Annotated in this window: 26 protein-coding genes; 20 read left to right on the forward strand and 6 right to left on the reverse strand. The window is 43.1% G+C overall.

Features of this window, described 5'->3' with window-relative positions:
* Nucleotides 1–205: 205 nt before the first annotated feature.
* The 10 genes from BK049_RS12130 (at nt 206) to pdxA (ending at nt 12653) form a co-directional block, all read left to right on the forward strand.
* Nucleotides 206–1156: an ABC transporter substrate-binding protein gene (locus tag BK049_RS12130; protein WP_071168627.1), complete on the forward strand. Its 951-nt coding sequence runs from the start codon at nt 206–208 to the stop codon at nt 1154–1156.
* Nucleotides 1122–2180: a FecCD family ABC transporter permease gene (locus BK049_RS12135; protein ID WP_008356598.1), complete on the forward strand. Its 1059-nt coding sequence runs from the start codon at nt 1122–1124 to the stop codon at nt 2178–2180. Before BK049_RS12130 ends, BK049_RS12135 begins: the two co-directional genes overlap by 35 nt.
* The gene (locus BK049_RS12140) at nt 2177–3463 is read left to right on the forward strand and encodes a heme ABC transporter ATP-binding protein (protein ID WP_071168628.1); all 1287 of its coding nucleotides are present in this window, start codon (nt 2177–2179) and stop codon (nt 3461–3463) included. The genes BK049_RS12135 and BK049_RS12140 overlap by 4 nt, the downstream gene beginning before the upstream one ends.
* Nucleotides 3464–3642: 179 nt before the next feature.
* Entirely contained in the window at nt 3643–4545 is a 903-nt protein-coding gene (dapA, locus tag BK049_RS12145) for a 4-hydroxy-tetrahydrodipicolinate synthase (protein ID WP_083381160.1), read from the forward strand.
* Between the two features lie 4 nt (nt 4546–4549).
* Entirely contained in the window at nt 4550–5722 is a 1173-nt protein-coding gene (locus tag BK049_RS12150) for an iron-containing alcohol dehydrogenase (RefSeq protein WP_071168629.1), read from the forward strand.
* A 72-nt stretch (nt 5723–5794) separates the two neighbouring features.
* A complete protein-coding gene (locus BK049_RS12155; RefSeq protein ID WP_071168630.1) occupies nt 5795–7201 on the forward strand; it encodes a sodium:solute symporter family protein in 1407 nt (468 codons plus the stop codon).
* Complete coding sequence (locus BK049_RS12160) at nt 7198–8373, forward strand: sialidase family protein (protein ID WP_071168631.1); 1176 nt, start codon at nt 7198–7200, stop codon at nt 8371–8373. The genes BK049_RS12155 and BK049_RS12160 overlap by 4 nt, the downstream gene beginning before the upstream one ends.
* 146 nt (nt 8374–8519) lie before the next feature.
* Nucleotides 8520–10304: a sigma-54-dependent Fis family transcriptional regulator gene (locus BK049_RS12165; protein ID WP_174549233.1), complete on the forward strand. Its 1785-nt coding sequence runs from the start codon at nt 8520–8522 to the stop codon at nt 10302–10304.
* A 25-nt stretch (nt 10305–10329) separates the two neighbouring features.
* Entirely contained in the window at nt 10330–11673 is a 1344-nt protein-coding gene (locus BK049_RS12170) for a four-carbon acid sugar kinase family protein (protein WP_071168632.1), read from the forward strand.
* Nucleotides 11649–12653, forward strand: coding sequence for a 4-hydroxythreonine-4-phosphate dehydrogenase PdxA (pdxA, locus tag BK049_RS12175; RefSeq protein ID WP_008356614.1), 1005 nt, complete (start codon nt 11649–11651; stop codon nt 12651–12653). Before BK049_RS12170 ends, pdxA begins: the two co-directional genes overlap by 25 nt.
* A 35-nt stretch (nt 12654–12688) precedes the next feature.
* On the opposite strand, the gene BK049_RS12180 is transcribed toward pdxA, so the two are convergent.
* The gene (locus BK049_RS12180; protein ID WP_034738528.1) at nt 12689–13435 is read right to left on the reverse strand and encodes an SDR family NAD(P)-dependent oxidoreductase; all 747 of its coding nucleotides are present in this window, start codon (nt 13433–13435) and stop codon (nt 12689–12691) included.
* A gap of 189 nt (nt 13436–13624) precedes the next feature.
* On the opposite strand from BK049_RS12180, the gene BK049_RS12185 reads away from it, so the two are divergent.
* The 7 genes from BK049_RS12185 to liaR all read left to right on the forward strand — a co-directional run bounded on the left by BK049_RS12185 (nt 13625) and on the right by liaR (nt 18904).
* Nucleotides 13625–14194, forward strand: coding sequence for a cob(I)yrinic acid a,c-diamide adenosyltransferase (locus tag BK049_RS12185; RefSeq protein WP_008356619.1), 570 nt, complete (start codon nt 13625–13627; stop codon nt 14192–14194).
* A 166-nt stretch (nt 14195–14360) separates the two neighbouring features.
* A complete protein-coding gene (locus tag BK049_RS12190; protein ID WP_008356621.1) occupies nt 14361–14753 on the forward strand; it encodes a hypothetical protein in 393 nt (130 codons plus the stop codon).
* Between the two features lie 15 nt (nt 14754–14768).
* Nucleotides 14769–15434, forward strand: a complete 666-nt coding sequence (gene liaH / locus BK049_RS12195; RefSeq protein ID WP_008356623.1) for a stress responsive protein LiaH — start codon at nt 14769–14771, stop codon at nt 15432–15434.
* A gap of 111 nt (nt 15435–15545) precedes the next feature.
* On the forward strand, nt 15546–16415 hold the full coding sequence (gene liaG / locus BK049_RS12200) for a LiaG family protein (protein WP_034738503.1): 870 nt from the start codon (nt 15546–15548) through the stop codon (nt 16413–16415).
* A gap of 31 nt (nt 16416–16446) precedes the next feature.
* Nucleotides 16447–17211 carry a cell wall-active antibiotics response protein LiaF gene (gene liaF, locus BK049_RS12205; protein ID WP_071168633.1) on the forward strand — a complete coding sequence of 255 codons (765 nt, stop codon included), beginning with the start codon at nt 16447–16449 and terminating at the stop codon, nt 17209–17211.
* Nucleotides 17208–18272, forward strand: coding sequence for a two-component system sensor histidine kinase LiaS (gene liaS, locus BK049_RS12210; RefSeq protein ID WP_071168634.1), 1065 nt, complete (start codon nt 17208–17210; stop codon nt 18270–18272). Before liaF ends, liaS begins: the two co-directional genes overlap by 4 nt.
* Nucleotides 18269–18904, forward strand: coding sequence for a two-component system response regulator LiaR (gene liaR / locus BK049_RS12215; RefSeq protein ID WP_007500305.1), 636 nt, complete (start codon nt 18269–18271; stop codon nt 18902–18904). The genes liaS and liaR overlap by 4 nt, the downstream gene beginning before the upstream one ends.
* A gap of 43 nt (nt 18905–18947) precedes the next feature.
* Here liaR and BK049_RS12220 read toward each other — a convergent pair whose 3' ends face one another.
* Genes BK049_RS12220 through BK049_RS12235 form a run of 4 tightly spaced genes read right to left on the reverse strand, consistent with a single transcriptional unit; the run spans nt 18948 to nt 22980 of the window.
* A complete protein-coding gene (locus BK049_RS12220; RefSeq protein ID WP_071168635.1) occupies nt 18948–19319 on the reverse strand; it encodes a hypothetical protein in 372 nt (123 codons plus the stop codon).
* A 37-nt stretch (nt 19320–19356) separates the two neighbouring features.
* On the reverse strand, nt 19357–20478 hold the full coding sequence (locus tag BK049_RS12225) for a Ger(x)C family spore germination protein (RefSeq protein ID WP_071168636.1): 1122 nt from the start codon (nt 20476–20478) through the stop codon (nt 19357–19359).
* Entirely contained in the window at nt 20475–21569 is a 1095-nt protein-coding gene (locus tag BK049_RS12230; protein WP_008356636.1) for a GerAB/ArcD/ProY family transporter, read from the reverse strand. The genes BK049_RS12225 and BK049_RS12230 overlap by 4 nt, the downstream gene beginning before the upstream one ends.
* Nucleotides 21556–22980, reverse strand: coding sequence for a spore germination protein (locus BK049_RS12235; RefSeq protein WP_008356639.1), 1425 nt, complete (start codon nt 22978–22980; stop codon nt 21556–21558). Before BK049_RS12235 ends, BK049_RS12230 begins: the two co-directional genes overlap by 14 nt.
* A 112-nt stretch (nt 22981–23092) precedes the next feature.
* Between BK049_RS12235 and BK049_RS18945 the strand changes: the two genes are divergently transcribed.
* Nucleotides 23093–23260: a YvzF family protein gene (locus BK049_RS18945; protein ID WP_008356641.1), complete on the forward strand. Its 168-nt coding sequence runs from the start codon at nt 23093–23095 to the stop codon at nt 23258–23260.
* Nucleotides 23261–23347: 87 nt separating this feature from the next.
* On the forward strand, nt 23348–24742 hold the full coding sequence (gene fumC, locus BK049_RS12240; RefSeq protein WP_008356643.1) for a class II fumarate hydratase: 1395 nt from the start codon (nt 23348–23350) through the stop codon (nt 24740–24742).
* 367 nt (nt 24743–25109) lie between these two features.
* On the opposite strand, the gene BK049_RS12245 is transcribed toward fumC, so the two are convergent.
* Nucleotides 25110–25988 (reverse strand): TetR/AcrR family transcriptional regulator, encoded by an 879-nt coding sequence (locus BK049_RS12245; protein ID WP_008356644.1) that lies wholly within the window; start codon nt 25986–25988, stop codon nt 25110–25112.
* Nucleotides 25989–26180: 192 nt separating this feature from the next.
* On the opposite strand from BK049_RS12245, the gene spxO reads away from it, so the two are divergent.
* Nucleotides 26181–26345, forward strand: a complete 165-nt coding sequence (gene spxO / locus BK049_RS19540) for an anti-adapter protein SpxO (RefSeq protein ID WP_008356647.1) — start codon at nt 26181–26183, stop codon at nt 26343–26345.
* Nucleotides 26346–26347: the final 2 nt, after the last annotated feature.

The raw sequence follows: 26347 nt of genomic DNA on the forward strand, positions 1-26347 counted from the left end.
GAAGGCTGTTTCAGATTGTTGACACAGGGCTAAAATGAACTTTATTTTAGCCCTGTGTCTTCTTTTTCCTTTTATAAGAACAGAAAAGACGCTTTTGGAAATCACATATACAACCTATCTGCACTGTAGTATAATATTCCCGAAATTAGAAAAGAATTGACGGAAGAGATGTCGTCAAGCAGTACATAAAGCAGGGGGTTTATTCATGAAGAAGTTGACAGGCATTTGGCTTTCATTATTACTTGTGATGGGTGTTTTAGCAGGATGTGCAGGTGCGGAAACAGACCAAAAAGCAAGTGATTCGCAACATAAAGAGACAGCAGCTGTGGACTTTCCCGTCTCAATCAAAGATGCAGCTGGTAAAACAGTTGAAATCAAAGAACAGCCCAAACGGATTGTTTCGTTAATTCCAAGTAATACAGAGGTTGCCTATGCACTTGGCCTTGGAGATAAAATCGTTGGAAGATCAGATTTTGACAATTATCCAAAGGAAGTAGAAAAAGTAGAGAAGATTGGCGGTCTTGAATTCAATGTAGAGAAGATCATTTCCTTAAAGCCTGACCTCGTATTAGCACATGCATCTCAAATGGGATCGAAAGAAGGATTTAAACAGCTTGAAGATGCAGGTATTCAAGTGCTGACTGTTCAAGATGCAGCCTCCTTCAAAGATGTGTACAAGTCTATCAATATGATCGGCAAAGCAGCCGGTGTGAAAGAAGCATCAACGAAGCTTATAGATGAAATGAAATCAAAACTGAATGACCTTAAGAAACAAGCAGCGTCCATTTCCAAAGACAAACAAAAAACAGTCTTTGTCGAAGTATCAGGGACGCCTGAAATTTACACAACAGGTAAAAACACATTTATGGACGAAATGCTTTCTGTCATTCACGCAAAAAATGTTGCAGGCGATCAAACTGGCTGGGTGCAAATGACGGAAGAATCAATAATCAAACGAAATCCTGATGTCATTGTCACAATTGATGGTTCTAGCTTAGCTGATCTGCAAAAAAGAGATGGCTGGAATGCCATTAAAGCAGTAAAAGAAAAACAAGTCTTTCAATTGAATACGGATCTCGCATCAAGACCGGGGCCGCGATTGGTTGAAGGAGTCGAGGCTCTTGCGAAAAGCATCTATCCTGACACGTTCAAATAAAGTAATCATTGCATACGCACTAAGTGTTTTCCTTCTTGTGATGAGTATTGGAATGGGAATCTCATTTGGCAGTTTAGGGATTCCCATTCCTTCTATTATCCGCATATTTGTTCATGAACTATTCGGAGTTCAGATCGGGGGCATTGATGCGATCGACCGCAATATCATGATGAATATCCGGCTGCCGAGAGTGATATTAGCAGCATTAGTAGGGGCGGCTTTGGCGTTATCTGGTGCAGCCTTTCAAGGTTTATTAAAAAATCCTCTCGCAGATCCTTATACACTAGGGGTATCTCAAGGGGCATCTGTTGGAGCCGTAGCGACTTTATTTTTTAGCCTGCAGCTTCCTTTCATGGGCACTTTTACACTGCCTTTCTTGAGTATGACAACAGCACTTGTGACGCTATGTCTCGTCCTCTTTTTTGCACGTCTTGTTCATCGAGGAATGAGCATCTCCTCTTTAATTTTGACGGGTGTGATTTTCAGTTCGTTTTTGGGGGCGCTCATTTCATTAATGATTGCTTTAACAGGTGATGATTTAAAAGAGATTATTCATTGGCTTTTAGGCAGTGTGTCCATGAGGGGCTGGCGTTATATCGTTCTTTTCCTTCCTTTCTTCCTCATTGGTACCTTTGCACTGATACTGATGGGACGAGATTTAAATGTGATGACGTACGGGGAGGAAAAGGCAAAGCTATTAGGGGTTCATGTGACAAGGAGCAAATATGTGGTTCTGCTTGCTGGTTCAATTCTGACGGGCAGTGCGGTAGCAGTGTCAGGGACGATCGGATTTGTAGGACTTGTCATCCCGCATTTTATCCGTCTTTTATCTATCACGGATCACCGGCATCTCCTCCCATTGTCTATGCTAAACGGCGCTTCTTTTCTTGTTTTAGCAGATGTGTTATCCCGTACAATCATCGAGCCGACGGAACTGCCTATTGGCATCATCACGGCATTAATTGGTGCACCTGTATTTGGCATGATCCTCATTCGCAGATATAGAGGAGGGACGCATCTATGATTCAAGTGAAGGAAGTCAGAGGTGGATATGGTGAAAAAGAGGTCATTCGCGGCGTGAGTTTTGAGGTGAATCAAGGAGAATTTCTTGGCATCCTTGGACCAAATGGGAGCGGTAAGACGACCTTGCTTAAAATGATCGCAGGTGTTTTAGCACCAAAGAGCGGTCAAGTATACCTGAACGCCCATCCAGTTCAGTCCTATCGGCCAAAGGCACTTGCGCAAAAACTGGCTGTTCTTCCGCAGAAGACCGATCAAGCCTTCTCATTTACGGTGGAAGAAACCGTCCAGTTTGGACGCTATCCTTATCAGAAAGGATGGCTGCAATCTGTCACAAAAGAAGATGTGCAGGTCGTCAGCACAGTGATGGAACAAACCGATGTGGCTCAATTTAAGGATCAATCCATCCATGAATTAAGCGGGGGAGAGCAGCAACGGGTATATTTAGCCCAAGCGTTAGCGCAGCGCCCTGAATATTTATTGCTGGATGAACCAACTAGCTTTCTTGATTTAGCCTATCAAAAAGAATTGCTCGATTTGATTAGAGAAGAGACCTCTTCCTCTAGATTAACGGTCATCGGTGTGTTTCATGATGTGAATATCGCCAGTTTGTATTGTGATCGGCTGCTTTTGCTTCACGAGGGAAAGGCGGAGATGCTAGGAGAACCGCATCACGTTTTGACCACTGAACGGATAAACCGAGTGTATGAAACCGTTGTGACGCCGCTTCAGCATCCACTGCGACCAAACCCCCAGCTGATGATCGAGCCGGCGGCCACTTCTGACAGATCATGTGTGAAATTAGCGGAGGGCTGGAAAACACATGGATCACATGGAATGACGTTTTCCATTAAACAGCCGCTTCGCATCCTTTCCTCACATGAGAAAAACGGCGGCTTCTTTTGGAAACGGTCACTCGGAACGGGAACTGAAGCTCTCCATGAAATGCTAGATGATAGAGAAGGCATATTGTTTCTTGAACAATCGGGTGAACCAAAGGAATACGCGGCTCAAGATGATGAAGAAGATGTCCTTCTTTATGGAATGCATCAGGAAGGAGAGCTGTCCGTTTGGCTTGTGCTGAAAGAATCATTATCAGATGGAGCGTCTGTTCAAATGATGGGGCAGCTGATGCACATCATTCAACAAGAGACAAGCGTTCCCATCCATCATCTTTGTATCGCTTCTGCTCATGCGCAGCAAAAGGAACATGATGCTCTTTTGCACGAAAGGGTACGAAAGAAAGTGCAGCGTCTTCTTCATACATTGGTTGCAAGAAAAAAGTGAACCGACTGGTTCGCTTTTTTTGTTGAAAACATCAACAGATCTTTAAAGAATGCGCTGAACATTTGAAAAAATCTAAAAATATGTTGCTAAATAAATCAAATTACTTTTATAATAAGAATTATGAAAGCGTTTAAATGAATATGTGTTTAAAAATGCAACATTCAGAAGGGGAGGATCTTTTGAACATTAAGGGAATTATTCCAGCTATTTTGACACCGCTTACAAAAGAAGAGGATTTTCATCCGGAAGTGACAAAGCAACTCATTGACCGTTTGATTGATTCAGGTGTGCACGGCATCTTTGCTTTAGGAACAAATGGCGAGTTTCATTTGTTTTCAGAGGAAGAAAAGCTTCAAATTGCTGAAACTGTTGTAAATGCTGTGGCCGGACGGGTGCCGGTATTCATTGGAGCAGGTGAAAATAGCACTGAAGCAACGATCAGGCTGTCAAACAAGCTCGCAGATATAGGCGTAGATGTACTGTCAGTCATCACACCTTATTTTGTTGCGCCATCACAAGAAGAGCTGTATGAGCATTTCCGCCGCATTTCAGAAAACGTAAGGATTCCCATTCTGCTCTATAACATCCCATCAAGAACGGGTGTATCACTTGCGCCAGAGACGGTTCTGCGGCTCAGCTCACTGCCGAACGTGCTGGGCATTAAGGACAGCAGTGGAGACATTGCCAATATAAAGGCTTATCTGGATGTGACAAAGGATGAAGAGTTTGTCGTACTTGCAGGAACAGATTCACTCATTTTAGAGACATTGAAGCTCGGCGGATCAGGGGCAGTTGCGGCAACGGCAAACGTTCTTCCAGAAATTGTCGTTGGGCTTTATGAATCTTTTCAACAAGGTGAGCTTGATCAAAGTGAGCAATTTCAGCAGCAGTTGCAGCCGTTAAGAGCGACATTCACTTTAGGCACATTACCAGCGCCTTTAAAAAAAGCAGCAGAGCTTTCAGGACTTCCCGTTGGTCCGCCAAAAAGCCCGGTAAAAGAGCTGTCTGGAGAGGCTTTAGAAGCTGTGACACACATGATCGAGAATTATCGCACGCAAGCAAAAGCAGCAAAGGAGCAGTGAAGAGATGACGACAACGCATTATCAGTTTCAAACGGCATCACACATTGTATCTGGGGCTCATTCTCTAGAGCTCCTTGGAGAAAAGTTAGATTTATTAGGACTTAGCAGACTGACATCGATCTTTATTTTAACGCAGCCATCCATCGTATCGCTTGGTTATGCAGACCAAATCAAAAGAGAGCTTGCGAAAAAAGGGATTGCCAGTGAGATCTGCACAGAGATTAAGCCAGAACCAACAGAAGAAAATATCGAGGATGTATTCCAGACATTTTTAAAAGGGGAGCATGAGGCCATCATCGGGATTGGTGGTGGAAGTGTGCTGGATGCGGCAAAAATTCTAGCTGTTCTAAAAACGAATGATCAGCCGATTTCTGCGCTCATTGGTACAAATCTTGTGAGAAAAAGAGGGGTTCCGACGATTCTGATTCCAACAACATCTGGTACGGGATCAGAGGTGACACCAAATGCGATTGTCACCTTTCCAGAAAAGGAACTAAAAATCGGAATGGTCAGCCCGCATCTCTTGCCGGACCTTGTGATCTTGGACCCGGTACTTACGCTCAACTTACCGAAACCCATTACCGCAGCTACAGGTATGGACGCGTTTACGCATGCGCTTGAATCGTATATTTCCAATAAAGCCAATCCATTCAGTGATATGTTCGCACTCGAATCCATGAGGCTGATTTCAGGAAGTATTCAGGAAGCGTATCATCACGGGGAGAATGTGAAGGCAAGGGAGGATATGCTGGTTGGTGCAATGTATGGGGGAATGGCACTCACAAGTGCTGGGACAGCAGCAGTTCATGCAATGGCTTATCCGTTAGGGGGAAAATACAAGATTTCTCACGGTGTCGCTAATTCCATGCTTCTTCCTCACGTCACGGCATTTAATGCAGATCATATCAATGATCGTCTTGGAGATGTTGCTAGGGTGATAGGGATAGAAGAAAAAGGCTCGAAGCATACGCTTGCAGAGCATTTGATTCGTCAGATTGAAGAGTGGACAGCGGATTTACACATTCCTCAACAGCTCAAAGCCTTTGGCGTGTCAAAAGAGGATGTGCCGGCACTTGCTGAAGCAGCTTCAGCGGTGAAGAGATTAATGGACAACAACCCGAAGCCAATGTCTGTCTCTGATATTGAACAGGTCTATATGAAACTGCTCGACGCCTAACTCTTCATACGTCACTCGGGATGGGACATAAGAAGATGCTTCACACGGCTTTCACACAAAGGGGGATTTTAAGTGAATGTTTTAAGCAGTTCTGTCATCACATTTATTTTAATCGTCATTATGATCTATATCCTGTTTACGACTTGGCTGACGATGCGATTCCGCAGTAAGTCCAATTCAGAATTCAACAATGCAGCTAAGTCACTTCCAGCCATTGTGGTCGGTATTTTGTTAATGAGTGAATTCATTGGAACGAAATCCACCGTCGGAACAGCAGAATCTGCATTTACGCATGGGCTGTCCGCTTCATGGTCTGTTATCACAGTTGCGATTGCCTTTTTTATCTTTTCCTTTTTCTTAGTCGGAAAGTTTTATCGAACAGGGCAATACACCATTTCAGGTATTATTAATCAGAAGTTTGGAAAATCAACGAAGTTGGTCGTCTCTGTTATCATGATTGCAGCATTGCTCCTTGTGAATCTAGGAAACTATTTAAGTGGTTCAGCTGCCATTGCATCGATTCTTGGGCTTCCTTTAATGACCTGTGCCATCATTACGGCGGTTGTCAGTACATTTTATTTTACGTTCGGAGGAATGAAAGGGGTTGCATGGGTCACCATCCTTCATTCGATCGTGAAGTATGCGGGGATTTTAATTACACTAGGGGTAGCACTTTATTTAACGAAAGGCTTTGAGCCGATGAAACAAAGCCTGCCTGATCATTTCTTTACATGGGATGGCACAATCGGTTGGGGAACGATCGGAGCTTGGTTTATAGGAAACATGGGAGCCATTTTTGCGACGCAGTTTATCATTCAGGCCATCACCTCGTCGAAAAGTGAACGAGAGGCAAAGAAATCGACCCTGTATGCAGCACTCCTTTGTTTGCCACTGGCCATTGCGATCGGGGTCATCGGTGTCGCTGCACGTTATTTGTACCCAGACATTGATCCTATTTACGCGTTTCCTGTCTTTTTACAGCATATGAATCCGATTTTGAGCGCTGTTGTGGCGACATCTCTTGTAGCATCCATCTTTGTCGGTGTGTCAACGGTTGCGCTTGCAACAACCACGCTGATCATTGATGACTTTTATGTGCCGAAAATGAAACCATCACCTGAGCAGCGAATGAAGATTACTCGGTATGTAGCTGTCATCGTTGGGATTGTGCCGCTTTTGGGGGTTGCCCTTGCGCCTGAGCTGCTGTCTCTCTCCTTTTTTACAAGAGCACTTCGAACATCAATCGCTGTTGTAGCGGCAATGGGCTTTTACTTGCCATATTTTAATTCAAATAGAGGGGCAACCATTGGTCTTGCTGCTTCAGGTATTGCTACGACGGTTTGGTATTTACTCGATAATCCATTCGGTATCGATAATATGTACGTAGCGATTATCATTCCTTTCCTAGTGCTGGTGATTGATCGATTGATCAGCCCGCCGACGAAAAAGGATCAACAACTGAAAGGAGAATTATCATGACAAATGAAGACGTCTCGATCAAAATAGATGGAATATTACGACAAAATAAACAAGACCCCGCGAGAAAAGAAGCTTTTCTCCCAACAAACTGCGTGCAAAACCATGCGGCTAATCTCATTGAGCTGGATAATGGGGATGTGCTATGTGTATGGTTTGGCGGAACACAAGAAGGAATTCCTGATATCTCTATCTATATGTCAAGGCTCAAGCAAGGAAGTGACCAATGGACAGAGGCTGTGAAGCTATCCAATGATTCTACACGATCTGAACAAAATCCAGTTCTTTTTCAAGAGAAAGGTGGCAGGCTGTGGCTGCTTTATACAGCGCAGCTATCTGGAAATCAAGATACGGCCATTGTGAGATATCGTGTATCAGAGGATAGAGGAGAGACATGGGGGGAGATTGGCACTTTATTTGATCAGCCCGGCACGTTTATTCGTCAGCCTATTGTTGTGCTGGATAATGATGATTGGCTCCTTCCCGTCTTTTATTGTAAGACGATTCCTGGTGTCAAATGGACAGGGAACCGAGATGTCAGTGCTGTGAAAATTTCCTCGGATCAAGGCAAGACGTGGGAAGAGGTCATCGTGCCAAACAGTACGGGCTGTGTTCATATGAATATTGGAAAATGTGCTGATGGTACCCTGATTGCCCTCTTTAGAAGCCGGTTTGCTGATTCGATTTATATGAGCCGCTCAGTGGATCACGGACGGACATGGTCCGAGCCAAAGGCGACAGAGCTGCCGAACAATAACTCATCCATTCAATTTACGGTGCTCCAAAATGGTCATCTCGCCCTCGTTTATAACCATATCAATGCGGATGATCAAACAGAAAGAAGAGCCTCCTTATATGACGAGATTGAGGATGAAGGCGATACACGGACGGCTGTTGATACAGAGGCACGACCAGCTTTTTGGGGAACGCCTCGTGCCCCAATGACACTTGCCATCTCTAAGGATGACGGTGCAACATGGCCCGTCAGACGTAACCTTGAAATCGGTGATGGCTATGCCATGACAAACAATTCAAAGGATAAATTGAATCGAGAGTATTCATATCCATCCATCACAGAAGGAAAAGATGGGAAGCTGCACATTGCGTTTACTTTTTATCGGCAGGCCATCAAGTATGTATGTGTGACAGAGGAATGGACACATCACACGTCTTAACCGCAAGGGAGCCCTGTTTCTGTGAATTGTAACCCTCATTTGCTTCATTTATAATTGATGTTTGGAGGGTTGTCCCAATTTGTTAACCTTTGGACTCCCTCAAGGTATGTCTCACAATGAAGAGATAAAAAATGGGGGTCCTTTTCATGAATATAAAAGTGCTAGGTATTGCGCCGTATAAAGGATTGGGCGATGTATTAATCGACCTTGCCAAAGAAGAAAAAAATATCACATTCCAGCTTGAAGTCGGAGACCTTAGGTCAGGTGTTGCACTGGCAGAACAGGCAGAGGCTCAAGGAATGGATATCATTATGAGCCGCGGAGGAACAGCTGCGCTTATTCAAAAGCATGTCAACATTCCAGTGGTGGATATCCCTGTATCAGGTTACGACCTGCTTCGTGCCCTCACGCTGATTAAAGATTACCAAGGGAAAAAAGCAGTTGTTGGTTTTGAAAATATTACACAAGGTGTACGCACCATTGGAGAGTTATACGGGATTAAAATTGATATTTACACAGTGCAGAAAGAGGAAGAAGTCTGGGATCTCTTAAAGCAATTACAGGAACAAGGAACGCAGGTTGTGCTTGGGGATGTGATTACAGATAAAGCGGCCAAGGAGCTTGGGATGCAAAGCATGCTGATTACCTCTGGCCGTGAATCTGTCAAGGAAGCGTTCCATCAAGCAAAACAAATGTACCGTTTATATAAAGAGGCTACAGCTGAGCAGCGCCTCTTTCGAGAAATGATTGATCAAGAGTCAAAAGGAATGCTGATCATTGATCAAGACAATCAGCTTCATTTTATCAATCAACAATTGAAACAATGGACTGAACAAGGATTATTTCCACCGTTTACATCTCATGTCGATGTGGTGGCATGGTGTCCAGCGCTTGAACCGGCAGTGAAAGCGGTTCGAGAAGGAAAGCAAAACGGCTTCTCTCAAATATCCAATCAGCAGCACATGTGGCATGTCAAAGGCAGTTTGTTATCTAAAGGCGAGATGCTGGTGACAATTGAGAAGCCTTCTGCTGTGATCAATAGAGAGGGTCATCGTATATGGACGCTGGCAGCGCCTGTTCATTCAGCACATCCATTTGCTCTTTTTACCGAACAGAGTTCAAAAATGAAAGATGTGATCCAAAGGGCAAAGGCGTTCAGCCAAACGGATCGCTCTATTTGCCTCTATGGCGAACAAGGAACTGGTAAATCAAGCCTTGCTTTTGCGATTCATCAAATGAGCGAGAGAAAAAATGAGAGCTTTATGACGGTTCATTGCAAACGTTTGACCGAACCGGATGATGTAAAAGCCATTCCGGTGCATCAAAAAGGAACGATCTTTCTGAAGGATATTGATGGTGTCCCAATGGATATGCAGCCACTCATTGTCGAGCAGCTTTTTCATCATCGGCAGCACATTCGCTGGATGGCTGCATCTACAGTGGATTTGTTCAAATTGATGCAATCTGGAGCATTTAGTGAGGAACTATATATGTGCTTACAGGAGCTCACGATTCATGTCCCGCCGTTATCTGAACGGGCAGAAGATATTGAGGATATGAGCCGGTTATTTATTGCCGAACTGAATTCTCTTTATGGTACGCAGGTTGTCGGGCTGTCAGCAGAGGTGATAGAAGCCTTTCAAAATCAGAGATTTAGAGAAAATGTCCGGCAGTTCAAGCGGATCATGGAAGAGCTTGTGCTGACGACAAAAAGCGGATATATCACATTGAGTAAAGCGAAGACAGCAATTGATCAGCTTGCGTCTGAACATGAAGAAAAGCAGCTGTCGAGCTATTTACATGGCACGCTTGATGAAATTGAAAGACGGATTATTCGAACGGTGCTAGAAGAGGAAAATATGAATCAATCAAAAGCAGCGAAGCGGCTGAATATCAACCGTACGACGCTGTGGAGAAAGCTAAAGGAATAATATGCAATGAGACCGAGGTGTCTAAATGACAAACGATCTATTAAAAAAAGGAGCGAACCTAGAGCAAAAGGTAATCATTGTGGCGGATGATTTAACAGGCGCAAGTGATACCGGTGTTCAATTTGTGAAAGCAGGCTTAAAAGCCTCCGTACTGTTCAAGCCGTCATTTGATGACATCAGCCGGTACAAGGAGGAGGATGTACTGATTGTCGACACAGACTCACGAAGTATGCCTTCTGAAAAAGCGTACAATGAGGTCAGTCAAGTGGTGCAGCCATTTTTACAAGAGCATTCGCACCTTTTCTTTAAAAAAGTAGATTCAACGTTAAGAGGAAACATTGGGATTGAACTGCAGGCACTGATGGATCTTGGCCGGTTTGATGCAGCCGTCATTGCCCCCGCTTATCCCGATGCAAAAAGATCTACTGCTTATGGCATTCATTATGTGGAGGGTGTGCCTGTTCATCTGTCAGAGGCAGCAAAGGACCCGAAAACGCCTGTCCTGACATCCAGCATATCAGACTTAATTGCTGAGCAGACAAATGTCAGACCAAAAAATCTCACGCAGCAAGCGATCCATTCAGCGCTAACCGACACGAGTCATGAGGTCGCATCTTTATTGAAACATGGTCATCAATGGTTTGTGTGTGATGCAGAAACGAACAATGATTTAACTCAGATTGTTGAATTGTTTATGAAGATGGATCAAAGAGTGCTATGGGTCGGTTCAGCAGGACTGGCTAGTGCATTATCAGCTTATGTTGCGAAGCAACGAAGCAGCATTCGTCCTAAAAAAGAGCCTGTTCTCATCGTATCAGGAAGTGCTTCTCAAAAGACAAATGAACAGTTTGCTTACTTACGAGATCAGCATGATTGCCTTGAGGTGAAAGTGAACCCGCTAAATGTATTAAACGGCTGTGAAGCGTGGGAAAGAAAATCAGTCATGGATCAGCTGCTTATGCGTCAGGATGAAGATATTCTTCTTTATACGGACGCAAGGCCTGAAATCGTTGAACAGATGCTGGCTTACGGCAAAGCAAAAGGAATGACAAGACAAGAGGTCGGGAGTACCTTGTCTGTCTGTCTTGGAATGATCACAAAAGACATTGTTGAATTAACAGGGGTGAAACGCCTTTTTTTAACTGGCGGTGATACAGCACGTGCGATATGCCATAAGCTTGGAGCGGGGGGAATTCAGCTGCTGAAAGAAATTGAACCCGGCATCCCGCTTGGGCGGCTCGTTGATACTCATTTATATGCGGTCACCAAAGCAGGGGCATACGGTCAAAAAGATTCTGTGCTCCATGCGGTAGAAGTGCTGAAAAACATAGAGGGGGAAGACGAATGTCAAAACCAATCATTGCTGTAACGATGGGAGATGCGGCTGGCGTTGGTCCTGAAATTATTTTAAAAGCCTTCCAGCAAAGCCGTTTACATGAAGAAGCTGTTCTATTTGTGATTGGGGACACCAGTATATTAAATAGGGCGAAAGAGTTTGTGGATACAAATGTGGAGATTGTCAGTATTACAGAGCCCGAGGAAGCGGAGCAGGTAAAAGCTGGCGCAGTTCCCTGCCTTGATCTTAAGCTTTTAACTGGTGATATACCGGTAGGGGATATTTCAAAAGAAGCAGGGAATGCCGCTTTTCGATATCTTGAAAAAGCCATTACACTGGCGAATGACCGAAGAATTGATGGGATTTGTACAGCACCGTTAAACAAGGAAGCACTTCATAAGGCAGGTCATATGTACCCAGGGCATACGGAAATTTTAGCTGATCTGACGGGTACGGAGGATTATGCCATGATGCTGGCGGCTCCCAATTTAAAAGTGGTGCATGTGACGACACACATTGGATTAATGGATGCCATTTTAAAAATCAACCCAAAGCGTGTATACACAACGATTAAGCTGGCTCATGAGACACTCGTCCGTTCCGGTATCTCTGCACCTAGAATTGCTGTATGCGGCATTAATCCGCATGCTGGGGAGAATGGGCTGTTTGGGAATGGAGAAGAAGAGGAAAAGATCATCCCAGCGGTGGAACGAGCACAGGGTGAAGGGATTCAAGTATTTGGCCCGCTGCCAGCTGATACTCTGTTCTTTAGGACAACAAGAGGCGATTTTGATATCGTCGTGGCGATGTATCATGATCAAGGACATGGGCCTATTAAGGTGCTCGGCTTAGAATCAGGTGTGAACATTACGGTAGGTCTGCCTATTATCCGTACAAGTGTTGATCATGGAACGGCATTTGATATTGCAGGGACAGGAAAGGCTGATTCTGCGAGCATGGAAGAGGCCATTAGACAGGCGATCATGCTCTCTGGTACGAGAGAAAAACGATAGGAACCAAAAAGAGCCGTCATATTGAGGCTCTTTTTCTAGTTCATATACGTGCCGCCATTCATATTGATGGTTTCTCCTGTAATGAAATCAGACTGATCAGAGGCTAAAAAGGCGACCACGTTTGCGACTTGCTCCGGTGTCCCAATTGTTTTCAGCGGAATCCTTTCTAACACAGCGCTGCGGTATTCAGCACTCCACTGTTTACTCATATCAGTTTCAATGGGGCCAGGACAGACAGCATTTACATGGATGCGGTGCGCTGCTAATTCTTTTGCGAGATGCATCGTTAAATAATTGATCCCGGCCTTTGATGCCCCGTAAGCAGGTGATGCATTATGATGAGGGGTTTTGCCGGTTGTCGAGCTCATGTTAACAATTTTCCCGCCTTGCTGTTTGATCATGTCAGGTATGACAGCTTGGCACATGAGAAACGTACCGGTTAAATTAATATCGATCAACCTTTTCCATTCATCAACGGATGTATCGACTGTTGATTTTCGCAAATTGACCCCGGCGTTGTTAACCAATATATCAATCTGTCCGAAATGTGTTTTTGCTTGCAGAGCGAGGGAGGCCGCTGTCTCTGGTAAGCTAGCATCACCGGCTACATAAACAGCGCATGTCTCTTCTTTATTCAGTGCGGAGCAAGCGTCTTGCAATAGATCTTCATTCGTTCCGCTCAATACAACGCGAGCCCCCTCACGGACGAGTGTCTCTGCAATGGCACGGCCAATTCCTCTGCTTGCCCCTGTAATAATCGCTACTTTGTTTTGTAAAGTCACATACATCCCGCCCATCTTTTAAAATTAAAAAGCGCTTTCATTCTATTATAAAGTGTGGTGTTTCATCATTCAACATATATAGTGGGATTGAAGAACGTTTGAGAAAAAGTGTTTCATAATAAAACAAATACATCTTTTACAATACAGGGTATACTAAAAGGAACAAGAAATGGACAAGGGGGAACCGCAATGAAACTTTATACCAAAACCGGTGATCAAGGTCAAACCGGCTTGATTGGCGGGCGAACGGATAAAGACGACATAAGAGTAGAAGCGTACGGTACGTTAGATGAGGCAAATAGCTTTATTGGGCTTGCCCATGCAAACTTACGGCGGCATGGCAAATTGTTTCATGATATTCTGTCTGAGCTGATTGTCATTCAACATGAGCTCTTTGACTGCGGCGGCGATTTGGCAGCGGTGAAACCACCGAAAGAAGGCAAGCTAACGGAAAAATCTGTGGCAGCCCTTGAGCAAAGAATGGATGTCTATGTAGAAGAAGCTGCGCCACTCACCAAATTTATTTTACCTGGCGGCCAGGAAGGCGCTGCCCTCTTACATGTGGCGCGGACAGTTGTCAGAAGAGCCGAGCGGCATATTGTGACACTCGCGAAGCAGGAGGACATTCCAGCTGTTGCCCTCACATATGTGAACCGTCTATCTGACTATTTATTTGCAGCCGCCCGTATTGTGAATCATCGGCTCGGTGAAGCTGATGTTGAGTATGAACGAAGTGCAGATGTGTTCCATTCTAAATAAGGGAAAGCACTCTTCTAATCGAGGAGTGCTTTTTTTAATGGATTCAATCGGTCAGTCTGAGCATCGTTACGACTCTGGTCGCAATCAAAGATCAATCTACGACACGTTTTGCCGGCTTTCTTTTTCGACTATAGTAAAAGCAAGGAGCAAGAAAGGAGGCATGAAGATGAAAATAACAAGTAAAACCATCATTGGTTCGATTCTAATGTTTGTCGGTTTATCCATCTTTTTTGGTGGTTCAATAGGGGGGCTGATCCCAACTCTAATTGGGGCGTGGCTCATTTACGCAGGTGTCAAAAAATATGATAAAGGCAGTAAAACAACAGGTGTCATTCTCGCTGTGATCGGTGTCCTGCTCGTCGTGCAATCTCTGCCATTTTTACTCGGAATCGCATTTGCAGCAGCGCTTCTCTACTTTGGCTGGAAAATGATAAATGGTGAATCAACAAAACAATCATCAGGCAGCTCATATATGGAGCCAAACACGACGCCGAACATGGATAAACAAATTCACACGTCATTTGATCAAGAGTGGGAAGACTTTTTAAAGAAAAAATAAAGGGAGGAATATCAAATGGTATTAAGAAGAGTAAGGGATATGTTTGTTGCGACAGTGAATGAGGGCTTAGATAAAATGGAGAATCCACGTGTCATGCTCAATCAATACGTTCGTGATATGGAAGGTGATATGGCCAAAGCGAAACATGCGATCATCAAACAGCAGACCATTCAGCAAGGCTTCCTGCGAAAAGCAGAGGAAACAGAAGCACTTGCTGGTAAGCGGAAAAAGCAGGCTGAGCTGGCATTTCATGCAGGAGAAGAAGAGCTTGCACGAAAAGCGCTCACTGAAATGAAGTATTTTGAAGAAAAGCACAACGAGTATCAAGATGCCTACCAGCAATCTGTGAAACAGCTGAAAGAGCTAAAAGAACAATTGCAGCATTTAGAAACAAAGATGCGTGATATGAAAGACAAGAAGCAAGCGCTGATTGCAAGAGCAAATGCCGCACAGGCAAAGCAGTATATGAATGAATCCATTAATAAAGTAGATAGTGAAAGTGCATATAAGGAATTCTTACGAATGGAGAACCGTATCGAGGAAATGGAGACAAAAGCGGGCAGCTATGCACGATTTGCAGGTCAAGGTGCGTATGCTCATCTAGATTACGATGATGAGGTTGAAAAGGAATGGCAGAAGCTGAAGCTGGAAAAAAAGCCTGAACAACAGCAAGCAAACTAAGGAAAATGTGTCAAATCGGAAGAAAAGCAGGTTTTTTCTTCCGATATTTAATTTCTTTCTGATTCGCTTTTCCTTATAATAAAAAGGTCAAAGGGTAAAGGGATGGTATAAATGAAACGGTTAATCGGTCTAATTTGTATACTTGTTGGTGTTTTGTTAATGATTGGGATGCTTTTCAAAAATGGAGATCTCTTTCATTTGAGCTTTTCTAAAGAGCAAGCGGTGACAACAGCTTCAGCGAAAAAGGATGAGATTGATCAATTAGATATCTCTCTTTCTGGATTTCGTGTGAAAGTGAAGCCTGAGAATCGTTCTGATATTTCCGTAATGGTCGTAGGTGGAAAAGGGAAAATGTATGCGGAGCAAACAGGCGGGACATTCAAAGTTCGTGCTGAAAATAAAGGGTTTTTGTTTTTCTCTCAATTTGAAAAAGGAGAACTCTTAGTCAAAATTCCAACAGATTATCATCAAGATGTGAAGATTACAGGTGGAAGCGGCGTGAGTGAAGTAAATGGCGAAGGAAAGCTGTCTCTTCAAGATGTGACGCTCAAATCAACAAGCGGAAACCTCACAGCTGAGAATTTCTCAGCAAAACGTGTGGAAATTAAAGCAACCTCTGGCAGACTCTCAGTGTCTCATATTGATGCGAAGGAAAGTGATATTGGTGCAACTTCAGGTCGTGCCGATATTCAAGATATAAAAGGAAAGCTGCAACTAGGCATGACAAGCGGCAGGTTGACGGCAAGTTTTGATACAATTGAGTCACCGGTTGACTTTCATATGACGTCAGGCAGTGCGACACTTAACTTGCCAGATGAGGGAGATTTCAAAGTCCAAGTGAAAAAAACGAGTGGAAGCGTCGATCATTCGTATCAGTTTGATCAAGCGGATAGTGAAGGTCGAGGCTTTACAGGCACACGGGGAAATGGGGCACACTTAGTCGATATTGAGATGACAAGTGGAAACTTAAAACTACGGTAATGATACGTCATAAAGGAAGGGGGCGAGTCAACTGCGTTTTTCAAGAAATCAAATTTTAGGCATCATTGTTGTGATTTTTGGTATCAATCTTTTTCTCAAAATTATTGGGATCGGAGCTGACCTATTTTGGCCAGTGTTTTTTGCACTTGCTGGCTATTGGCTGCACTCACGATCCAAACGTTGGCTCGGTTCGGTATCCTATATTTTTGCCGGCTTTCTCTTCCTGAAGTTCCTGCTAAATATCACGTTTAGCTTAACGGGGTATTTATTTGCTGCTTTTTTGATCTATGCGGGCTATCGTTTAGTAAAGAACAAACCTGTTTTTGATGTCGATAAAAAGGAGTCGAGAGACGAGAAAAAGCCTTCATTGAAAGTCGATCTTGAAAAAAAGAGCGGTCAAAAGAAAACAAAAAGCCAGACAAAGCCACGAAAAGAACATGACTTCTTTATTGGGGAAGTCAGGCTGATGAAAAAGCCGTTTCAATTAAGTGATTTGACGATTTCAGGCTTCATTGGTGATGTCAAAATCGACTTATCAAAGGCCATCATCGCAGAGGAAGAAAGTACCATCGTCATTAGCGGACTCATCGGAGATGTGGATATTTACATTCCGCAGGACATTGAAGTGTGTGTGAGTGCTTCGGCTGCGATTGGTGATATGAAAATCATTGATGAAAAAAGAAGCGGATTTGGCAGTAAAGTATATGTGATGACCAATGATTACGATGAGAGCAAGCGAAAAGTGAAAATCTCCATTTCTCTACTGATTGGGGATGTGGACGTGAGGTACTTATGAGAAAACTGCATTTAGGCATCCAGTGGCAATCTGTTCGTCTCGCAGTTGGTATCTCGCTTGGTGTTGTGATCATGACGACACTGCCGATGTTTTTTTATTATCAGCTTGACCCCATGATCTTGCTGTCTACACGGTGGTTCGGCATCCCGTTTTTTTGCATTTTACTCATCATTAGTCTTGTCATTGGTGTATCAGCCGGCCATGTGTTTGGCTATCAGCATAAGAAGCGCCTGGATCAGATTGTGGAGTCGATCTTGAAGTTTGAAAATGGGAATTTTGCGTACAGACTGCCGTCTTTAGGTGATGATGAAATTGGTTTGGCGGCTGATCAATTAAATGAAATGGCAAAACGGATTGAAGGGCAAGTAGCCTCTTTGCAAAAGCTTTCGAATGAGCGTGCTGAATGGCAGGTTCAAATGAAAAAATCGGTTGTTTCAGACGAGCGTCAGCGTCTAGCCCGTGAACTGCATGACGCGGTCAGCCAGCAATTATTTGCGATTTCCATGATGACCTCTGCGATTCTTGAAGGCATGAAGGAAAAGGATGAAAAGATTCTAAAGCAAATGCGTCTTGTCGAACGAATGGCTGGCGATGCACAAAATGAGATGCGTGCACTTCTTCTGCATCTAAGACCGATCACACTTGAAGGGAAAGACTTGAAAAAAGGCTTGATCGAGCTGCTTAATGAATTTCAGGCAAAGCAGCCAATTGATATTGATTGGGAGATAGAAGATGATGTCCCGCTGTCTAAAGGAGTGGAGGATCATCTGTTCCGAATTGTGCAAGAAGCCCTTTCCAATGTGTTTAGGCATGCAAAGGCGACAAAGGTGACGGTACGTCTGCTCATTCGAAACCGTCAAGTTCAGCTGAAAATTATCGACAACGGGATCGGTTTTCAAACGGATCATGTGAAGACCGCTTCCTACGGACTTGAATCAATACGGGAAAGAACAAGTGAAGTAGGCGGTGTCGCAGAGATTATGTCATTTGAGGGAAAAGGCACACAAATAGATGTGAAGGTTCCCATTTTTGATGACGGAAAAGGAGAGAACGTTCGATGATTCGAGTGCTTTTAATTGACGATCATGAAATGGTGAGAATGGGGCTTGCTGCCTTTTTAGAGGCACAGGCTGATATTGAAGTGATCGGTGAAGCGTCAGATGGACAAAAAGGTGTAGAACTAGCGGTTGAATTAAAGCCAGACGTGATTTTAATGGATCTTGTCATGGAAGGAATGGACGGTATCGAAGCAACGAAAAGAATTTGTCAGGAAATAGAGGATGCCAGAATTATCGTGCTGACGAGCTTTATTGATGACGACAAAGTTTACCCAGTCATTGAGGCTGGTGCTTTGAGCTATTTATTAAAAACATCGAAGGCAGGGGAAATTGCTGATGCCATTCGATCTGCCAGTATTGGAGAGCCGCGGCTTGAATCAAAAGTAGCGGGAAAGGTCATGAACAAACTCCGTCATTCATCAAATGGGTCGATTCTGCACGATTCGTTAACCGCAAGAGAAATGGAAATATTAAAGCTGATTGCAGATGGGAAATCGAATAAGGTCATTGCAGAGGAACTGTTTATTACCATCAAAACAGTCAAGACGCATATTACGAACATTCTTTCCAAGCTTGATGTAGAAGACCGCACACAAGCGGCAGTGTATGCCCATCGCCATAAGCTGATTCAATAAAAAAAACAGCTTTCAAATGAAAGCTGCTAGAACATGCGTGAAATTAGTCCTTCTGTCCTGTGATTGGACGTTCGGAGAGTTGATGGAGCTCTGGAACTGGGAAAGCCTCCTCCTGCTCCTTGGCCGATTTGTCTTCCAGGGTTTTCCTCATCTCGGATAGCAGCTTTACGCTTTCCTTTGCCACTGCCGCTTTTTTCTCCTGCAAATCAATGATCTGTGAAAGTCCAACAAATAAACCGCCTCCCACAAGAAGGAGCGCAGGGGTTTGTCCATAATAAATCACGATCAAAAATGTGCTTGTAAAGCTGTCGGCTTCAATGAAGAAATCTTCTTTTGATTGCACGAATACAACGATTAACAGAAGTATTCCTAGAATCAAAAATAGAATGCCGGCCGAAAGTAAAGCTCGTTTCATGATTGACACCCTTTTTTTCTTACCATTTTAACATACTCTATAAGGATTGTGTTGCGCCCTTAGTCCCGAAGTCACGGATTTTCACATTTGCCTTGTAACGAATATCCGATTCACTAAAAATATCATCCCAATTTTTCGCTTCTTTTCGGTATTCCTTCGGATACGCAATACTTGCTTTTTGATAAAACCCACAAATATCTGTTTTGATCTCGTGCTGTAATTCTTCGATGAAATCTTTCACGTTTTCCTCTAGTCTTCGTGCCACGACTTTCTCAATCTCTTGGATGTATTTTTCATTAAATGAATTTTCTCGTTCATTCCAGTCCTCAGACAATCTTCCGTCTAGATGAACTGATACATCGAATTCATATCTGCCACTGGCTGTTTTACGAGTCTCGATGTTGTGTTTGAGTTTAAATATTTCAAACGAATAGATGCTGTGATCATATTCAAATTCAATCACTCCGCCCTTGCCGTCCCCTGTCAGCAGATTGTATGATTGAACCGCTAAGGGAGAGATGTTGGTAAGAAACCGTCTATTCTTAATGATAGAGGCGCCGTCGATCATTAATTTCCCTTGATTGACACTGACTTTCGGAATGGCAAAGGATACGTTGTTTTGCAAAGCAGAGGAGATATCTCCTAATGAAACGGACTTAAGCATACGAACGGTCATTTTCATATTTGCAGAAATATCATATAAGGTGGAAGAGGCGGGCTGTCCGTCATCATTAATTTTCAGCATGTCTCCAGGCTTTTCGGAAGCCATAAAGACAAGGCTGCCCCTTCGTGTTTCATTGTCCCGAATGAATTGATTGATAACCAAATCAAAATTATTTTCTTGAATAAGCTCCTGAGAAAACAAATAAATTCTTAACTGCTGAGCGAAAATACGATGCGCCTTTAAAGCAGTTGTGCGAAAAATTTGATGCACTGAATCACCATTTGTTTCAATGATTTTCGTCGGATCTTTGACACTTGCTTCTTGATCAATCTTTTGCGGAACAAGCACTTGCATAGACAGTTTTAATTTATGCCCCTGATCGCCTTTATCCACTGCAAACCCAATCGCCATGTTGAGCTCCTCGATATTAGTACTATCCCAGCACCCGCTTAATAAAACAAGCGTCAGGAAAGCAAAGACCGCTTTCTTTTTCATGCTGCTTTTCGCCTCCTTTTGAAAAACACAATGATGAATAAGAGAAATGGGAGGATGCCGAATAACAAGAAAAATAAGTTGTTGACATAGGCTAAATAAACCCGAACCGTATCAACATCCTTTGGGAAAATGGCGGCAAGATAGATGACGACGGCCATTAAACCAAGCACCACTTTTTTTGGAAACTTGGTCAGTTTCGATACCCCCATTGCGGCAAAAAACGTATACCCTACAAAGCTCGTATAAAGCTGAACAAGCCATACGATCAAAAGAAAGGATTCAATCCGTTCAATAAAGATCCCTTGAATATCAAATGATTGAAACAATGCAATGGTCGGCCAGGTGAGGGTAGCCGTTTCTTTCACCGTGAGCGCACCAACTACAAGGATATAGGTGAAGATATAGATGATCGCAGGAATTAAAAAACCGACGGCCCCATAAGCAAAGGTATGTTTCTGCGACTTCATATAAGCGGGCATGAAGAGCATCATTTCAATGCCGACAAATGAAATGGCAGAAGCATTAAAGGATTGAAAGACAGGGGAGAAGCCCTCTCCAAGCACTGGCCGGAGGTTATCGAGCTCAAACTCTTGTACACTGAGTCCATAGGCCACAAATAAGATAATGAGTGTGACAATGAGAAAAAAAGGACACAGCCTCGCAAAGTCGCCTATACCGCCAATCACAAGATAAAAGCCGACCAAAATAAAGCTGAGCATCGTCACGGCTATAGGTGTGTTTTGAAGCAGAAAGAACTTCACCATTTCCGACATCGAGCGTACTTCATAGCTGGCGACGCCAAGAAAATAAATAATGATCAAGAGGTTGGCAATGGTGCCGATCCACTTCCCAAGCCCTTCGTTTGTATAATCATAGTAAGAGGAGAAAGGGACTTTTTTCATCATGAGTACATTGGCAAAAATAAAGACAATGTAAATGACGCTCATTAGTAAGAGTGCAATCCAGCCGTCAGGTGTGGACGCTGCCTGAGCCATTGATCTGGGCAGAACCAACATACTTGCGCCTAGTGTGGTATTCGAGATAATGGCACTTGCCTGATAGCTTGAAATTGACTCTTTATGATTCACCATATCGTTCTCCTTTCTTTTGACTTTTGAGCGGAAGTCGAATGATGGAATTGTCTTTGTTTTTATAACTGAACACAAAATCTGGTGAGAAGTAAGGCGTCCCAAAGCTTTTTTGCCTCGTCAAATGTGTCATCAGAACGAGCATGAATAAAACAATCCCATATAATCCAAAAGTAGCCGCAGTAAACATGGACACAAATCGGAGCACACGAAAGGACATGCCCATTCCGTATTGCGGAACCGTAAAGGATGCAAGAGCGATGACACTGACGATAATGACCATGATGGAGCTCACAATATGAGCCTGTACAGCCGCTTGTCCAATGACAACTCCGCCCACCAGTCCAATCGTTTGACCAAGTGGATTTGGTAGTCGTAAGCCGGCTTCCCGCAACAGTTCAATGGTCATTTCCATAATAAGTGCCTCGACAATAGGTGGAAAAGGGACATTCTCTCTTGTGCTTGAAATCGAAATAGCCAAAGTGGTGGGCAGAAGACCTTGATGAAAGGAGACAAGGGCAATATAGATGGCTGATAAAAACAAGGTGAGAAAGATCGAGATAAACCGCAACAATCGTATAAGAGAGGCGGAAATCCAGCGCTCATAATAATCATCAGGTGACTGCATAATCGTCGCAAGGGAAGCAGGCACAATTAATATAAAAGGTGAATGATCGACAAAGATAGCGACGCGTCCGTTGTTCAAAGCAGAGGCAACTTTATCAGGCCGTTCTGTATTTTGAATTTGCGGAAACGGCGAATACACATTGTCTTCAATGAGTTCTTCAAGGACGCCAGAGTCTTGTATGTCATCAAAGGTGACTTGTTTGAGCCGTTTTTTCACTTCTTTTAAAACAGAAGGATCTACGATATTGTCAATGTACATAATGGTCACTTGGGTGAGTTTCTTCTGACCGATTTTCATATCGACGGTTTTGAGATCAGGATTTTTCAAGCGCTGTCTGACAAGAGCTAAGTTCGTATCTAAATCTTCAATAAAGCCAATTTTCGGCCCTCTTACCACGGTTTCAGATGTGGAATCCCCTAAACTACGTTTCATCGCTCCATGTGTTTCTAGAATATAAGCATGCTGAAATCCGTTAATCAGAACGACACAATGTCCTTCGAAAATCGCCTCCAGCAATTCTTCAGAGGTTTTCACAGAACGGGTGGTCATCATTGATAAATTGGATTCCAGCTTCTCTTTTGTCAAAGAGGAATGATCTTGCAGCAGCAGCTTTAAGAAGGTTTGAATCTGCATCGTTTCGTTCATTTCTTTAATGTATAAATAGTAGACAACCTGTCCGTGAGGTAATGTTTTTTTCTCATGGATCAAATCATCCATGTCCTTTAACTGCGGGAGAATGACAGAGAGATTATCGTATAAGTGCTCTTTTAATGGAGTCTGTTTCAAAAGGATCACCCGCCTCAACATTTTTTCTTAGCATTACCTGCTTGAAAAAACAATATTCTGTGTTACATTATTTTGTGGTAAAAGAAAGAATGAGGGTTTTGGAGGACACAAGATGGCACAAATTCGTTTAGCAGGTACAAAAGAGGAGATCGACCGTATTCTACAGTCATTTGACAAGTATTATGAGGTGACCTATACATCAAAAGATTACGGAAAAACGAATCCGAAATACAAATATTCCAAAGATGTCCGCGTTTATATTGAACTAAAATTAAAATAAAGATAAAATTTTAATTGAAAACGCTTAAAGGATTTTCGTTTTTTGTATAGAATAGAGTTGAGTGATGAAGCTATGGAGGGATACATAATGACGGAATTTAGAATCGAAAAAGATACAATGGGCGAAATCAAGGTGCCAAAGGACAAGTTCTGGGGTGCACAAACACAACGAAGCAAAGAAAATTTCAAAATCGGTTCTGAGAAAATGCCAAAGGAAGTTGTGAATGCGTTTGCAATTTTGAAACGCAGCACAGCGATTGCCAATGAACGTCTTGGTAACCTTGAAAGTGAAAAAGCAGAAGCGATTGCTGCTGTATGTGATGACATCATCAGTGGAAAATATGACGAGCATTTCCCGCTGGTTGTCTGGCAAACAGGCAGTGGAACGCAAAGTAACATGAACATGAACGAAGTTGTTGCAAATAGAGCAACTGCTTTCTTGAAAGATAAAAATAGTGAACTCAGCATTCACCCGAATGATGACGTCAACCGCAGCCAAAGCTCAAACGATACATTCCCAACAGCTATGCACGTGGCAGCTGTTTTAGCTGTGCACAAAAAATTAATACCTGCTATTGACCAATTAAGAGCGACACTTGATGAGAAAGCACAAGCATATCAAGAGATCGTGAAAATCGGCCGTACGCATTTGCAAGATGCAACGCCGCTGACAGTTGGCCAAGAGATTAGCGGATGGGTGTACATGCTTGATCGTTCAAAAGAAATGATTCTAGAATCGACTGAAAAAATGAGAGAGCTTGCGATTGGTGGAACGGCTGTCGGTACAGGAATTAACGCACATCCTGAGTTCGGCAAATACGTGGCTGAAGAAATCAGCCAGCTGACAGGTCAAACATTTAATTCTTCACCAAACAAATTCCATGCGCTAACAAGCCATGATGAAATTACGTATGCACACGGTGCTCTAAAAGCACTTGCAGCTGATTTAATGAAAATTGCCAATGATGTCAGATGGCTTGCAAGTGGCCCGCGCTGTGGAATTGGCGAATTGATCATTCCTGAAAATGAGCCAGGCAGCTCCATTATGCCAGGAAAAGTCAACCCAACCCAAAGTGAAGCTTTAACAATGGTTGCAGCGCAAATCATGGGGAATGATGCAACGATCGGTTTTGCCGCAAGCCAAGGAAACTTTGAGCTGAACGTATTTAAGCCGGTCATCATCTATAACTTCCTGCAATCAGTTGAACTGCTTGCTGACGGCATGAACTCATTCCATGACAAGTGTGCCGTTGGAATCGAACCAAACCTAGAAACAATCGAGAAAAACCTGAAAAATTCATTGATGCTTGTGACGGCGCTTAATCCGCACATCGGATATGAAAATGCAGCGAAAATTGCTAAGCTTGCGCACAAAGAAGGGTTAACGCTAAAAGAAGCAGCCCTTCAATTAGAGCTATTAACAGAAGAGCAATTTGAAGAGTTTGTGAAACCAGAAGAAATGGTGACACCGAAAGCAAAATAAGACAACAGGGGCCCGCTGCCCCTGGTTTTTTTGTGGGAAAAATGATGAGATGAATGGTGGTTGAGAACGTGAAGACGAGATTGATTAGAGTGAAAAACACGTGAAGTCGAGTTTTTTCAAGCCATATCTCAGGGATACAGAGGAGTCTGCCCTTTTTGTTATAAAGTGATCAAAGGCGCCCGCAGGATGGGGATCATCTTTGATCTCTCATTTTGAGCTGTCAGAAGAATCACTTGAAGATGTTTGAAGGTAACGATATGTTTTGAAACCAAGTTGCTCTGATTGTATGAGCACACTATCAGTAAAGGGAGGATTTGAATTTGATGTTCCATTCACAACAATAAACCCAGGGGGGCTGTCCTGGGCTTTACAAATGGTCCTCTTTCAAAATACGCAAAAGTGACTCAGATATGGTTTGAAGCGGAGGGAACAATTTCAATTGGTAGAGCATACCTTTTACAATGACTTGTCTCGGTTTTTGTTTGTTTAACTCATTTTCTAAAATGCCAAGTGCTTCAAATAAATCCGGCTCGTCTTTCACATCATAGTGTTCTTCAGCCTGCTCTCTTAATTCTTTTAAAAGAGATTCTGTCAGCGGGTCAAATGATCGTTCATAAATAGGGCCGAACCAGTCGCTTGCTTGGTCCACAGAAATGAGCGGAAGGTCGTTTCGTTTCATCATACCGCCCATCAAATCATCAATACGGTGAATCATCGTTTTGGCAAGTTCCTCTGCTTCCAGCTGAAAATCATATAAAATTGCAAGCTCAAAGTAAACATGACTCATGCCCTCAATCGTCAAACAAAGATCAGCCATATAAGGAATCGCCGCATCCCCATATACCTGCTTAATGTTATCAATGTGAAGCTGGATCGTTGCAAGCCGAATTTGTTTTGCAAGCTGCTGCGTTTCTTCATTCAATGGAAGAGCCCTGTCGCTCAGCTGCATTTTAATAAAATCCTTTTGCTGCAAAATATTATCGTAATAGACAGTGAGCTGTTTGCGATAGGCTTCTTTTGGTGTGCCGCCCTCTGTTTGAACCTCGTGAATCCGGGTAAATACCTTATCGTAATAGTAGTGCAAGATCGAAATGAGCAGTGCTTCCTTTGATTTAAAGTAAAGATAAAAAGCACCCTTTGACATATGGCATTCATCCGCAATTTCCTGAACAGACGTTGTATTGTAGCCTTTGCTGGCAAATAACTTCATGCCGGCTTCAATGATCATTTTTTCTTTCTTTTTCAATATGAATGTCATCCTTTCTTACCGAGAGACAAATGTCTTAGGAAACGTGCGCGAAGAGATGTGACTTATCGGTCATAAACGACGAAAGTTTTCAAAAATTAATCAGATTGTAACTTGTTTTTTACAGTGTAATTCTTTATATTATAAAGTAAGGTGACCAACTGGTCAAAATATGTGAAAGGATGATGTTCCATGAGAGAAATCGATGATATGATTAGACGCTTGAAAGCAAAAGGAATTCAAGTAGAAAAAGTCAAAATGCCGAAAGAAACAACCATTGAAAAGAAATGGATGTACCAAGCTGGCAAAAAGATCAAAGCCACATACCGTGATTTCACTGGGTATTCATTCATCTAAAA

Origin of the sequence: Bacillus xiamenensis (assembly GCF_001857925.1) — a bacterium.
In the GTDB taxonomy this organism is placed as follows: Bacteria; Bacillota; Bacilli; order Bacillales; family Bacillaceae; genus Bacillus; species Bacillus xiamenensis.